We start from the raw sequence: 13237 nt of genomic DNA on the forward strand, positions 1-13237 counted from the left end.
GCTGAATGGAAGAGGAGAGCGAGCGACGGTGCTCACCGACCATGATAGCTGGTCAAGCCGTTACTTGCGTTCGGCCTTCGCTTTTTCCAACTCTTGCAGCATGACTACGAGCTTCGGAAACTCGACCACCGTCGGAAATTTCTCGCCGGCGCGGATGCCCATCTTCAAAAACTCAATGGCCAGATACAAATTGCTTTGCTCATTTGCCTTGCCGATGGCTGCCAAGCAATTCTTGACGAACTCGCGAGTCAGCTCGGGCGAATCATGTTTGCAGCGACCAAACAGCCGGTATTGAATATCGAGCGGGTTTTCGCCACTTATCGGCCCGATCTCTTCGCTCCATTGAACGATGCTGGCGCTATCGCCCAGTTTGGCAGCTAGTTCACAGGCCTGCGTTAGCATCACGACCTTTAGTTCGTTTGATTCCGCTGTCTTCGCACCTTCCGCCAGTTCGTCCATTAAGGGCTTCACGTTTGCAGGTTGTTCTTCGGCCTGCAGTAGCCGCTCGCGATACTTTGCCTGGAACTTCTCGCGGGCTTCTTTTTGCGCCTGACGATCCGAAACGGGAGGTGGATTTGCTCCAGGCAAAGGACCGCTGGTCGGAGTCGCTCCACCGACGATCATGGGCGGAGTGAAGTCATCGTCACCACCGGCCGACTTGGGCAGCGAAAGGAGTTCGCGTTTGAGAAGAGGATTATTCTCGACCCCCGCATTGGCCAGGTCTTCGGCCAGCTTGCCAGCCAACCGATAACTGCCCGGATCGCTGGCAGCCTCTGCATCGACGGCCAGGAACAGGGCCATCGCAATCTTGCCTTCAATGTTGTCATTGCCGAATGCTCGATAAGCGATTGTCACAGCAATTCGCCCAGGCAACTTTTTGAGTGCCGAGGATTCTTCTTTGCCATCCAGCTTGTAGATCAGGTTGTCCCCTTCGAGCGAGACAAGTTCCACTTCGTGCTTGCGAAATTTGAAGCGTTCCCCTTTGGGAATCTTTTTCTCCGCGCCATCCCGGACTGACTGCCAAAACGAAGCTAACTGTTTGTGGAGTTCGCGGAGGTGCTCTTCTTCTGCCTGAATCTCGGCCGGATTTTCCCCGGGCTGATTGGTGTTCAGGTAGTTGGCCTGATTGATATGAAACTGGTACTTGCTTTCGTCGCGCAGCGACATCGCCTGCCGCGCAAGAATCAGTTCCGCTTTGGGGTCAGACGTCGTTTGCGGTAGCGGTGACGTGGAATCGCTGGGGCGACTGGCGACGGTGTCGGTCTTTGGTTGGAACGGCGGCTTGGGACGGCTCACCGTCGAGCCGAGCGGGAACTTGGTATGTCCCGCCTGGGGCTTGGGCGTTGGCCGCTCGTTAGCCGACGGCTTTGGTTTGGGATGGTTCTTGGCCGTGGTCGAATCCTGTGAGTACATCAGCGCGATTACGCCGCCACCGATTACCAGCAGACACAACGCGCCGACGAGCAACAACATCGGCAGAGGCGAACTTTGCTTGCGACCGCGGGCGACGGTGGTGGTGCGACGAAGCGCGGGCGTGGCGACAACGGGTGCCGAAGGCATCGGAATCGGGACCGGTCGAACACCAGCGGGCGGAGGAATTTGAGTATCGCCGCCGGTGCGCCAACGACCTTCCCCTTGCCGAAAACCGGCAGGCGGGGGTGGCGGCATTCCCGCTTCATCTTCCAGGACCGGCTCTAAAGCCGATTCAGAAGATAGCTTGCCGGCCGCCTGCAGGCGCTGGCGCAACTGTGCGTCGTAGGGGGCCTTCTTCGCAGGCTGAAGCAAGCAGAGCTTCGCACTTGTTAGCTCGTTGAGAATGCGCTGCGAGTGAGCCGAAAAGCGGCCCCCCTGAAATGTCCGCACGTGCGCCATTTGACGCGTTGCGGCATTTTCGATGACATCCGGATCGTCTTCGAAATGCGGAATACCTAGCAGGCGATAGTGATTCGGCGGCTGATCTTTCGGGGGAATCCCGAGCCACTTGCGATACGGATCAAACTCTTCCGACATCGCTTGAGCCCTGAAAAATTAGTGTGAACGAAGAATCCCTTGCCAGCACATCGCCTGTCGGAGAGAAACAGGGGCCAGAGCATGAATTATCGTGCAAATCTCAAAAGTGACAAGGACAATGCAATTGTCACGACAGCTTACGGAAGTGATTAGCGGCTAATCTTGCGGAGTATTCCGGTGAAATGGCGACTCGCACTCGCCACCCACCCGAATGAACAATCGCCGCTTAAGCATTTCATTCCACCGTTGTATGGTCGTTAGGGCGGCGATGCGTTACCTTCGTCCCAGCACGGCCAATGGCAACCATAAACCGAACGGGCCACTGATTAACAGGCTCCGCTAGAATTCAGACGATCTCGCACCCCTCGCTGAGCGCAACTTCGCGACATTTTTTTGGGAATATTTCTCGTGCAGCTGGGACCAACCCTGATCGACGACACTTTTGCCGAAGCCTTTGGCATGCGGTATTGCCGTCTGATTGTGACCGCTGCTGATGGCTACTGGCTCGATGCGGCAGTCCGCGAGTTCTCCGGATACAGTGCCTCCGTCATTGCCTGCGATGCCGAGATTGGCATCGAGCGCCGCCTCTCGCCTGCGGAAAGTCCCGACGGTCGAGTCGGCGTTAGCCTGCTGGTGTTTGGCTTCTCGACCGATGCGCTGGCCAAAGCCATACCGAACCGCACCGGCCAATGTTTGATGACATGTCCCTCGACGGCCGTTTTCAATGGGTTGCCCCATAGCGAGACAAAAATTCCACTTGGTAAGCACTTGCGTTACTTCGGCGATGGCTACCAAAAGGGCAAACTGATCAGCACGCGGCGCTATTGGCGCATTCCGGTGATGGACGGCGAGTTCATTGTCGAAGATGTCCTGGGCGTGGAGCGCGGCGTGGCCGGCGGCAACATCATTCTGCAAGCGCGCGAACAAAGCGTGGCCCTGGCAGCAGCCCGACGGGCGGCGGAAGCGGTACACGCCATGCCTGGTGTCATTGCCCCATTCCCTGGCGGCGTCGCACGTTCCGGCAGCAAAGTCGGTTCTCGCTACAAAGGATTAAAAGCGTCAACCGCCGATGCCTATTGCCCGACGCTGCGGGGGCGAGTCCTGTGCAATCTTCACCCCGAGACAAACTGCGCGTACGAAATCGTGATCGACGGCGAAACCGAATCCGCCGTGGGGCAGGCAATGGTCGCCGCCATGCAGGCCGCGGCCGGTGAGGGGATCGTCGCCATTACTGCCGGCAACTACGGGGGCAAGCTCGGGAAGTTCCATTTTCACCTGCACAAGCTCCTAAGTTGAGTGCGAAAGCCCGTCATTCGCTGGTAGAACACGTTTTCACCCTAAGAATTCGCAGCTGAATCGATCTTGATTCTGGAGCGGGGCGAAACCTAAGTTGGTTGGCGAAGGTTTAGTATGGGGAACGAGGTGCATTGCCAGTCCTCACTCGCCTTAACTCACTGGTCCAGAAGGAAGTTTTCGAATGCCATCACTCGTTTGCCGCTCGACTGTGGGGATTTTGGCTCTGTTCTTCACACTTGGTCTGGCTCAACCGGGGCTAAAGGCTGCTGAGTCTGCTACCCAGGCCACTAACTTCTCGCTGCAAGATTTTCGCGGCAAAGCCCATTCGCTGGCGGATGTGAAGGACCAAAAGGTCATTGTGCTGGCGTTCCTCGGTTGCGAGTGTCCGTTGGCCGGGCAATATGCACAAACGTTGCAAAAGCTGGCAACGAAGCACGCAGCTGACGGGGTGACTGTGTGGGGCATTTTTTCCAACCAACAAGATTCACTGGCCGAAGTGGCTCAATTTGCAAAAACACTGCGGATTGAGTTTCCCCTGCTCAAGGATCCGGGCAACGTCATTGCCGATCAATTCCAAGCCACCCGCACTCCCGAAATCGTGGTGCTCGATGGCAAACATGTGGTCCGCTACCACGGTCGCATCGACGATCAATTCACCTACGGCAAGCAACGCCCCAAGGCTGAACACGACTACCTGGGGGATGCCATCACCGCGATTCTTGCGGGCCAAGAACCAAAAATCAAAACAGCCGACCCAGTGGGCTGCCTTATCGGCCGCAAACTGAAAGCCGATGAGTCCGCGCCGGTCACTTACACCGGTCACGTCGCCAAGATTTTGAACAAAAATTGCGTTCACTGTCATCGCCCAGGCGAGATCGGCCCATTCTCGATGACCAGCTACGAAGAAACCGTGGGCTGGGCGGAAATGATTGCCGAAGTTGTTGAGGATGGGCGCATGCCGCCGTGGCACGCCAATCCCGCGCACGGCAAGTTCCGCAACGATACGCGACTCTCGGCCGAGGACAAGCAAACGATCGAAGATTGGGTTTCGTACGGTGCGCCACAGGGCGATCCTAAACTGCTTCCAGCCGCTCCCAAGTTTGTCGAAGGCTGGCAAATCGGCGAGCCCGACCTGGTCATTCACATGGCCGATAAACCGTTCAACGTGCCGGCCACCGGTGAAGTGCGCTACCAGTACTTCGTTGTGGATCCGGGCTTCACCGAAGACAAATGGGTGAAGGCCGCGGAGTGCCGGCCAGGCAATCGCGCGGTCGTGCATCACATCATTCTCGGGCTGCAGCAAGGAAATGGTCGCGGCCGACAGGTGGGCGATGTCCATTCCGAATGGCTCACGGCCACTGCGCCCGGTGCGCGGCCACTCGTGCTGACCGATGGTCATGCCAAGCTCATTCCAGCGGGTTCGCGCTTGGTGTTTCAAATGCACTACACGCCCAATGGCACTCCGCAAACCGATCGGAGCAGCTTGGGGCTGATCTTCATCGATCCGTCCGAGGTGAAGCACCAGGTGGGCACCGATCAGGCCACTAATCGCGGGCTCCGCATTCCGCCCGGTGATGCCAACTACCAAGTCGACGCGATTCACGCCTTCAGCCGCGATACCAACCTGCTCGCCTTTTTTCCGCACATGCACCTGCGGGGCAAAGCGTTCCGCTATACGGCCGTCTATCCCGATGGCAAAGAAGAGATTCTGCTCGATATTCCCCGTTATGACTTCGCCTGGCAAAACGCTTACGAACTTGCCGAGCCCAAGTTGATGCCACAAGGCTCTCGCTTGCGCTGTGAAGCCACCTTCGATAACTCGACCGAGAATCTGGCCAATCCCGATCCGAAGTCGACGGTGCGCTGGGGAGATCAGACCTGGGAAGAAATGATGATCGGCTATTTCGACGCTACTCCAGCTGAAGTGAAGCCAATCAAGATCAGCATCTCGCGATTGAAAGAGTTCGAAGCACTCGCCGCGAAACAACAGGCCAAGTTAACGCCCGAACTGCGAACGCTGGCCAAAGATGCTCTTACCTCGGATGCCAAGTTGGCCGCGTTTGGCCTAGAATTGCGCAAGGTTGTGCCCCAACTCGATCGGATTTGCTGGACGACCGTCGAAGGGGACAAGCTGAACATTGCTTGTGTTGCGCAAGAAGAGGGAATTCGCAAGATCGTCGGCGGTTCGGGGCGCAAGCTGCCCGCCTCTTTCACTACCGTGGCCACCTATGCCGACAAGACAGATCCCATCGTTCACGAGAAACTGGCCGCTGCGAAAGGTGTCGACTTGCAGTTTATGGCTCGCACGTTCGGCTCCAGCGTCCACTTTCCCCGCAAGTCGGACGACGCCACCGGCTCCCTCAATTTCTGGAGCACCGAGTCGGCAGCCTTTCCGCCTGCTGCCGTTGAAGTATTGAAAGAAGCTGCCGACCTGCTGAAGAAGTAAATCCCTGGTCCGTGTAAACTGGAGTCATGCTGCCGACACCGATTTACATGGACAATCATGCGACCACGCGCGTCGACCCCCGTGTGGTCGACGCGATGCTGCCGTACTTCACCAGCGTGTATGGCAATGCGGGGAGCACCAGCCACAGCTTCGGCTGGGAAGCGAAAGCAGCCACCGATGATGCCCGCAGTCGCATTGCCGCAGCCATCGGGGCGAGCGAGCGCGAGATTGTCTTCACCAGCGGCGCGACCGAAAGCAACAACCTGGCGATTCGCGGCGTGACCGACCGGGCTCGCCGACGCGGCAATCACATCGTCAGTGTAACGACCGAGCACAAAGCGGTCCTCGATCCGCTGAAGAAGCTGGCTCGCAAGGGCTTTGAAATCACTTTGTTGCCGGTCGAGCAAGTCGGCAGTCCGGGTGCTGGGCGCATCAATCTCGAAACGTTTCGGGCTGCTCTGCGTGACGACACTTGCCTCGTCAGCGTGATGTTGGCGAACAACGAGATTGGCGTCATTCAGCCCATCGAAGCGCTTGGCGCGATCTGCCGCGAGTGCGGGATTCCCTTTCATTGCGACGCGACGCAGGGGGTGGGCAAGTTGCCCGTGGATGTTGTGGCGCTGAATGTCGACCTGATGTCTTTCACAGCCCACAAGGTCTACGGACCCAAGGGAATTGGAGCCCTCTACGTCAAACGTGGTACGCGGCTGGAATCGCAAATCGATGGCGGCGGACAAGAGAATGGCCTCCGCAGTGGCACGTTGCCGGTGGCGAGTGTCGTGGGATTTGCGTCGGCCCTCGACCTGTGTCTGGCTGAACAGCCGAATGAATCACATCGTTTGCAGCACCTGCGCAAACGGCTTTTTCAAGCACTGCAGCGTGAACTTCCCGATGTCGTGCTGAATGGCCCCGAGTGGAACACCAGCGAAGAGATTCGTCTTCCTGGCAACCTCAACTGCGCCTTTCCCTATGTCCAAGGGGAAGCCCTGATGATGAGCATGCGCGACGTTGCCGTTTCGAGCGGCAGCGCTTGCACCTCGGCCAATCCGGAACCAAGTCACGTGTTGCGAGCCATTGGTCAGACCGAAGACCTCACGCTGGCCAGCCTGCGGTTCGGCCTGGGTCGCTTCAACACCACAGAAGAAATCGATTTCGCCGCGCAGCTTGTCATCGACAACGTTCGTCGACTGCGGGCCTTGAGCAGCATGGCGTAAAGCTGCCGTCGAATCTCAAAAACACCTGCTAAGTCCGTACAAACTGGCCGTCTTGATAGGCGATCTTGCTTCCTTGAAGTTCCGGGGCAACCCGCCGATCCACAATGATCGGGATGCCGCACGATTGACCAATCCAATCTTGGCCATCGGCGACTGCCTCGTCGAAGGTCACCGTGACCAGGCGGGCTGATGACCGAACCGGATCGACGCGAACAACAACATCGTGACTGAATCCTGATTTCGCATGCCGAGCTTTGATTTCTTCAACGGCCGCGGGCAACAACTCGACGACATTGCCATAGGTGCCGGACAAGGAGGTCGAATGATCGAGGCCCGCTTCAAAGGCGCTCGGCACGGCCAGCGTGTCTCCACCTAGGACGGCGACGGAGAACGCAGTCCGGCAGCTGTCACATTCAACCCGTTCGCCGATTACGCGCGAGCCAATGGGGATGAAATAGATATGCGAATAGTTCCGCGTGCGGACCAAAGTAAAGGTCTGATGTGGACCACATCGCGGACAAGTGAATCGTCCCGAATCTTCGGGTTTCTCACGTTCGTATTGGCCCCAAATGATCATACGTCTTCGCCTCGCGACACGTTACCTGCTGTACGATATGCTCACATGTTAGGTGATGTAGATGCACTTACCAAGATTTCGGATGTTCTATGCTTGCCGCTCATGCTTCACGTCGCGATTTTCTCCGTGCCGCAGTAGTCGTCGCCGCTGCGAACTTGACGTGCAATCTCGTGATTGCCCAAGAATCCGCAAAGCGCGAGCGCAAAAAAGTCGTCCTGACCGACGAAGGTCGACGGGTGCATGCGGCGGGCTTTGTGTTTGATGGGCACAACGATCTGCCGTGGGAAATGCGGAAGGAGGCGAGCAGTTCGTTCGATAAACGGGACATCGCCCAGCCGCAGCCCAAGATGCACACCGATATCGCGCGGCTGAAACAAGGGAACGTCGGGGCCCAGTTTTGGAGCGTCTATGTCCCTGCGGAAACGGCGCAGGCGGGGACGGCGCTGCAGCAGACGATGGAACAGATCGATCTCGTCGAGGCGATGATTAAGCGCTATCCGGAAACATTCGCCGCAGCTGTGACCGTCGCCGATATCGAGGCCGCGCGCAAGGCAGGCAAGATCGCGTCGCTCATCGGAGTGGAAGGTGGCCATTGCATCGAGGACTCGCTCGAGAACCTGCGGCGTTTGAAAAAGCGTGGCGCAGGCTACCTGACACTCACCCATAGCGACACACTTCAATGGGCCGATGCGGCGACCGACACGGCCAAGCACGAAGGGCTGACGCCATTTGGCGAAGAAGTCGTACGCGAATTGAACAAGCTGGGCATGCTGGTCGATCTGTCGCACGTCAGCGATGCCACCATGCGCGACGCGCTGCGAGTGTCGAAGGCACCGGTCATTTATTCCCATTCGTCGGCCCGCTCAATCGCCAACCATCCGCGCAATGTGCCCGACGATGTACTCAAACTGGTGAAAGCGAACGGCGGCGTGGTGATGGTCAATTTCTTCTCAGGCTTTGTCGTCCCCGAATCGGCTGAGATTCTGTCGAACATGTTTGCCGTCTCGCGCGAACTGCGGGCGAAGTTTCCCAATGAGGCCGACTACACGCGCGAGAGCGTACGCTGGGAAAAGCGCAATCCGTACCCGGTCGGCGATATTCATGACGTGGTGGATCACATCGAACATATCGCCAAAGTCGCTTGCAAAGAGTCCGTCGGGCTCGGCTCCGATTACGACGGCATCAGCAAGTGCCCGATGCAGCTTGAAGATGTTTCGACCTATCCGCTGATCACCCAGGAGTTGCTCAATCGCGGCTGGCAGCCCGCCGAGATTCACGGCCTAATGAGCGGCAATGTCCTTCGCGTGATGAAGAAGGCTGAGGAAGTTGCCGCCGCGATGACTCAAGAATAGGGACGCAGTTTAGGCGTTATTTGTCGCCGACCTGGGTAATTCTGCTCAATCTGACGATCGTAACGACCAATTGCCCCCGCTTGGGGCAATTCACCCTTGGCAATGTTCAGTGGCGAAAGGTAAGTTAGTCGAGCGTCTTACTCGCATTCTGTTCACTAGCTTGCTGGGTTTCCATGCGTGCATTTTTGCAAGTGATCAAAGGTCCTGGCTTGGGGCGCAAGATTACCCTGCGTGAAGGGCAGTTGCTTTACGTCGGACGGACCGATCAGGCAGATGTCAGCTGCCCGGAGAATCCGGAGATGAGCAGCGTGCACTTCACCATCCGTTGGCTGGGTAGCGAGTGCCAATTCAAAGACCTGAACTCGGCAAACGGCAGCTTTCGCAACGGCGAACGGATCGCTGAAACGTTGGTCTATGACGGCGACGAGATAAAGACTGGGCAAGCTACGTTTCGCGTCTTCATGGGAGATGCTGCCGAAGGGGATACGACCCGCCCCGAGATTCCGGCGATGCAACTGGCACCGCCCCTGTTCGATACTAAAAAAGAAATGCTCTTAGTGCCGGCCAAGGCACCCGGTTCCGGCATTGCTCCGTCGGAACACAAGACGCATAGCCACGCGCCCCATTCGCAGGCTGCGGCTGCAACGCCAGCCCCGTCTGCACCAACAGCGAGCTCGGTGGCCGGTAGCATTGGGCTGCTGATCCCGGTCTCGACCGATGTTGCCGCCATCGCGCCGATTGAAGACGACAACAAAAAGCTCGCTTCGCCCAGCCAAAGCACGCCGCAGTTCGCGACCCTCCTGGCAAATCAAGAAAAATTCCTCGACGCCATTCGCGTCCTCGCCTTCGGCATGGGCAAACTCTCGGCGATCGAGTGGTCGCTGCGGTGCGTGCAGACGGCGCTCGGCGATGGCTTGTCGAAAGTCGATGCCCGCGCGCTGGAGATCGTTCAACGCTGGCTAGGCGAACCGGGCGAAGATCTGCGCCGGGCTGCCTACGCCGCAGCTCAGGAGGCGGAACACGCAACCCCCGCCAGTTGGGTGGCGATGGCTGTGTTTTGGAGCGAAGGGAGCATGGGACCGCCGCCTCCAGCACCTGTGGTGCCGCCGGGACCGACGCAGTGTGCCCACGCCGCCACCGGGGCCATTCTGCTCGCCGCGGTCGCGCGCCAGCCTGAGAAGGCTCCGGATCGCTATCGCGAGTTTGTTCGCATTGGTCTAGAACTGGTGGGAGGCGCGAAATAAGCGGAAATGGGGCCTGATTTTACGTTTGTCGGAATTTCGGGAATTTTCCTCGCAACTTTGGCAACCGGCCGGCGATCATCGTAGTAGGCCCTGATTTCGCAATTGTTTTGCGTCCAACTTGGGAGAGGCTGAGATGGGAATGCCCTGTGCCCGCGTTACCGACATGCACGTCTGCCCGATGGTGACGGTGCTGGTGCCTCACGTCGGCGGCCCCATTTTGCCCCCCGGCGGCATCCCCACGCTGGTTGGCGGCATGCCCCCGGCAAGAGTTGGCGATATGTGCGTTTGCGTCGGCCCGCCCGATGTCATCGTGCTTGGCTCGTTCATTACTTTCTTCAGCGGTATGCCCGCTGCCCGCATGGGAGACTTGACTGCCCATGGCGGTACCATCGTCCTCGGCCATCCAACCACGCTGATCGGCTAACTGCCGATGAGTGGGATAGGCATTCCTGCCTGCCAGGTCTGCACTCTCGTACTCGTGCCTCTGACTTCAGCTTTCCGCGAAAATCGCCGGCTACAGGCCTTGCGCTTTCCTGCGGGCCAGATGAACCGGCAGTTCCATTTCCATGCGGGCAATGAACGTCCCTACGGTATCGCCGTCGGAATGGGGCACAACGATATCGGACATCGGTCGCAGCAGTTCTAAGGGGCGCGGATCGACCTGCGTCCAGTAGACCGTCTCGCGCACTGTTTCCAGCGTCCAAACGTGCTGCAAATTGCCGAGCCGGCGGCGAATGCGGTCCAAGATCATGGTGGGTTCGATTCCTTGGGCGGCCAATCGCAGCAACCGCACGATCACAAAGTTGTGATAGGTCGAATCATTGCGATCCATCAGCAGAAGCAAGTGCGGTAGACCATCGAGTTTCAATTGAATCAGGATTTCGGTGAGGGCTTCAAACCAAAGCTGCTCCCAGGCATCCTTAAGCTCTGGCGCTCCTGCTTTCTTTGCGCTAAAGGCAGGGGCCCAACGATCCGGCAATTTATCGATATCCTTCTGCGTTAGTTGACTTGCTCTCTCCGTGGCCACTTGCGCGAGCGCGGCTTGATCGCGCGCAGCAGTGACAATGGCAACCATAGCGATTGTTTCATCTAGCTTGCTGGCCAGAGCGACTTTCCAAACGGAGGTGGCGATGCAAAGGCAGTGACAACTATTGTCAGCGCACGCGCCACGTTCGGGAACTAGGCAACACAGCGTTCTAATTGGCTAGTTCGCATTCATATTGTGGAAGTATTTAAAGTAAAGCGATTGAACACGGCAATTAATTAATTGACTTGAGAATATTGAGTCGCTAATTTTCTTGTGCTTAACGCTTAGACGGAAATAAATATATGCCGTCGAGTTAGTAGCCGCGTCTTCGTTCATTGGTACCTAGGCTCATACCATGAGGATGTCCAAACATGATTAGCAACTCGATCGGGAATCAACTCTCCGTTACTGGCACGGCACAAGTTATTGTGGTGCTAAAGCCATCTACGGCGGCAAGCATGGTGAAGCCGAGCCTTGGGTTGGCATCGGCATTTCCGGTGCGAGAATCACGCGGTGCGATGGCCGCACCAGAAGCCACCATGCTGCAGTTGGCGTCCTGCTTTCGCATTTCAGAAACCTCTCAGGCGTCGGCAATGGCCACTTCGGGACCGCGGGGCTTGCTCGCGACTGCCGGCGGCAAGTGGTACGAAGGGGCGCGATCGGCGGCCTCGCACACTCCGGCAGCGCGCATTTTTCCCAACTTGGGCGTGATGCTCGGCAGTGTCGATCAAACCGGTCTGGCGTCATTGCAGAACAACAACGAAGTCAAAGATGTGATGTTGGCGCCCAAGTTCAGTTTGATTCGCCCCGTCGAAAGGAAGCCAGCTCCGCCTACTGGCGCGGCAGCGGGCAATACTGTTACCTGGGGCGTGAAGCGGCTCAAGGCGGACAAACTACATGCCAGTGGGATCACGGGTAAAGGAATCATCGTTGGCCATCTCGATACGGGGATTGATGGGAGTCATCCAGCGCTCAAGAAGGCAATTCACGCCTTTGCCGAATTCGACCTCTTTGGTTTTGAAGTTTCGCCCACGCCAACGGCCCACGACACGGGCGATCACGGCACGCACACCGCGGGGACCATCGCCGGCCGCGCCAGTGGCGGCCAGGCGATTGGCGTTGCTCCTGAAGCGCTGCTCGCCAGTGCGATTGTGATCGAAGGGGGCGAAGTCATTGCCCGCATTCTGGCCGGCATGGACTGGGCAATCGGACAAGGAAGCCGGATTTTGAACATGTCCCTGGGCCTGCGCGGCTTTTCTGACGACTTCCTTCCCCTCACTCAACTTTTGCGCGAGAAGGGAGTGCTGCCGGTCTTTGCGGTGGGCAATGAAGGAGCTGGAACAAGTCGATCTCCCGGAAACTATGACGAAGCACTGAGCGTGGGAGCGATGGACGATCGGGATGGCGTGGCCGATTTTTCTTCGAGTCAGCGTTTCAGCCGCTGGAGCGTTCCCGATATGGTGGCTCCAGGTGTCGACACCCTTTCCGCTCAGCCTGGCGGCGGCTTTCAACTGATGTCGGGTTCTTCGATGGCTACGCCACATGTGGCGGGGCTCGCGGCCCTACTGTTGGAAGCAGTACCTAGCGCGACGGTCGATCAATTGGAGCAAGCCATTTTCGACTCGTGCCAGCAACTGACCACCGAACCGATCGCTCGCCAGAACCGTGGCGTTCCCGATGCGGTCGCGGCCCTGGCTGCCCTCCGACTAGCGACTGGCAGCGCCGCGCCAGCACCTGCGGCTCCACCGGCAGCGGTCATCAAGAAGGCAACTAAGAAAAAGGCGAAGAAGGTTGCGAAGGGAACTGCTAAACCGGCGTCAAAAAAAGCTGCTAAACCGAAGAAGCCCGTTGTGAAAAAGAAAGTGAAAAAGAAAGTGAAGAAGGCAGTGAAGACAAAAGTGAAAAAGTAAGCCGAGGCATTTGCAGCGGAGCATCGCTCCAGGTCTGCCTTGCGAGCCAACGGCAAAAGGGGGGTGTCCAACAATCGGGGCTATTGTTGAACAGTGAGGTGCGCAACTCACGGGTTTCCGCGAGAGTGGTGTCCAACAATCGATGGTATTGTTGGACATTT

Annotated in this window: 10 protein-coding genes; 7 read left to right on the top strand and 3 right to left on the bottom strand. The window is 57.8% G+C overall.

Annotation, left to right across the window (positions count from 1 at the left end; translation table 11 throughout):
* Positions 1-60: 60 nt before the first annotated feature.
* Entirely contained in the window at positions 61-2010 is a 1950-nt protein-coding gene (locus ETAA8_RS25500; RefSeq protein WP_145095297.1) for a hypothetical protein, read from the bottom strand.
* 408 nt (positions 2011-2418) lie between these two features.
* Here ETAA8_RS25500 and fhcD point away from each other — a divergent pair, with 408 nt between their 5' ends.
* The 3 genes from fhcD to ETAA8_RS25515 all read left to right on the top strand — a co-directional run bounded on the left by fhcD (position 2419) and on the right by ETAA8_RS25515 (position 6966).
* Positions 2419-3306: a formylmethanofuran--tetrahydromethanopterin N-formyltransferase gene (gene fhcD / locus ETAA8_RS25505; protein WP_145095300.1), complete on the top strand. Its 888-nt coding sequence runs from the start codon at positions 2419-2421 to the stop codon at positions 3304-3306.
* A gap of 181 nt (positions 3307-3487) precedes the next feature.
* On the top strand, positions 3488-5752 hold the full coding sequence (locus ETAA8_RS25510) for a redoxin domain-containing protein (protein WP_145095302.1): 2265 nt from the start codon (positions 3488-3490) through the stop codon (positions 5750-5752).
* A gap of 26 nt (positions 5753-5778) precedes the next feature.
* A complete protein-coding gene (locus tag ETAA8_RS25515) occupies positions 5779-6966 on the top strand; it encodes a cysteine desulfurase family protein (protein ID WP_145095305.1) in 1188 nt (395 codons plus the stop codon).
* 28 nt (positions 6967-6994) lie between these two features.
* On the opposite strand, the gene ETAA8_RS25520 is transcribed toward ETAA8_RS25515, so the two are convergent.
* Positions 6995-7543 (bottom strand): zinc ribbon domain-containing protein, encoded by a 549-nt coding sequence (locus tag ETAA8_RS25520; protein WP_145095308.1) that lies wholly within the window; start codon positions 7541-7543, stop codon positions 6995-6997.
* An 89-nt stretch (positions 7544-7632) separates the two neighbouring features.
* Between ETAA8_RS25520 and ETAA8_RS25525 the strand changes: the two genes are divergently transcribed.
* From ETAA8_RS25525 to ETAA8_RS25535, 3 genes are all read left to right on the top strand, one after another.
* A complete protein-coding gene (locus tag ETAA8_RS25525; protein ID WP_145095311.1) occupies positions 7633-8895 on the top strand; it encodes a dipeptidase in 1263 nt (420 codons plus the stop codon).
* Positions 8896-9068: 173 nt separating this feature from the next.
* Complete coding sequence (locus tag ETAA8_RS25530) at positions 9069-10139, top strand: FHA domain-containing protein (RefSeq protein WP_145095313.1); 1071 nt, start codon at positions 9069-9071, stop codon at positions 10137-10139.
* 133 nt (positions 10140-10272) lie between these two features.
* Entirely contained in the window at positions 10273-10563 is a 291-nt protein-coding gene (locus tag ETAA8_RS25535) for a PAAR domain-containing protein (protein ID WP_145095316.1), read from the top strand.
* A 90-nt stretch (positions 10564-10653) separates the two neighbouring features.
* On the opposite strand, the gene ETAA8_RS25540 is transcribed toward ETAA8_RS25535, so the two are convergent.
* Positions 10654-11214 carry a hypothetical protein gene (locus ETAA8_RS25540; protein ID WP_145095319.1) on the bottom strand — a complete coding sequence of 187 codons (561 nt, stop codon included), beginning with the start codon at positions 11212-11214 and terminating at the stop codon, positions 10654-10656.
* A 323-nt stretch (positions 11215-11537) separates the two neighbouring features.
* Between ETAA8_RS25540 and ETAA8_RS25545 the strand changes: the two genes are divergently transcribed.
* The gene (locus tag ETAA8_RS25545; protein WP_145095321.1) at positions 11538-13076 is read left to right on the top strand and encodes a S8 family peptidase; all 1539 of its coding nucleotides are present in this window, start codon (positions 11538-11540) and stop codon (positions 13074-13076) included.
* Positions 13077-13237: the final 161 nt, after the last annotated feature.

Origin of the sequence: Anatilimnocola aggregata, assembly GCF_007747655.1 — a bacterium.
Classification (GTDB): Bacteria; Planctomycetota; Planctomycetia; order Pirellulales; family Pirellulaceae; genus Anatilimnocola; species Anatilimnocola aggregata.

Excerpts from the sequence above, each read along its gene's own strand:
- ETAA8_RS25500 (WP_145095297.1), bottom strand. The coding sequence starts at position 2,010 with ATGTCGGAAGAGTTTGATCCGTATCGCAAGTGGCTCGGGATTCCCCCG.
- ETAA8_RS25510 (WP_145095302.1), top strand. The coding sequence starts at position 3,488 with ATGCCATCACTCGTTTGCCGCTCGACTGTGGGGATTTTGGCTCTGTTC.
- ETAA8_RS25515 (WP_145095305.1), top strand. The coding sequence starts at position 5,779 with ATGCTGCCGACACCGATTTACATGGACAATCATGCGACCACGCGCGTC.
- ETAA8_RS25520 (WP_145095308.1), bottom strand. The coding sequence starts at position 7,543 with ATGATCATTTGGGGCCAATACGAACGTGAGAAACCCGAAGATTCGGGA.
- ETAA8_RS25525 (WP_145095311.1), top strand. The coding sequence starts at position 7,633 with ATGCTTGCCGCTCATGCTTCACGTCGCGATTTTCTCCGTGCCGCAGTA.
- ETAA8_RS25530 (WP_145095313.1), top strand. The coding sequence starts at position 9,069 with ATGCGTGCATTTTTGCAAGTGATCAAAGGTCCTGGCTTGGGGCGCAAG.
- ETAA8_RS25535 (WP_145095316.1), top strand. The coding sequence starts at position 10,273 with ATGGGAATGCCCTGTGCCCGCGTTACCGACATGCACGTCTGCCCGATG.
- ETAA8_RS25540 (WP_145095319.1), bottom strand. The coding sequence starts at position 11,214 with ATGGTTGCCATTGTCACTGCTGCGCGCGATCAAGCCGCGCTCGCGCAA.
- ETAA8_RS25545 (WP_145095321.1), top strand. The coding sequence starts at position 11,538 with ATGATTAGCAACTCGATCGGGAATCAACTCTCCGTTACTGGCACGGCA.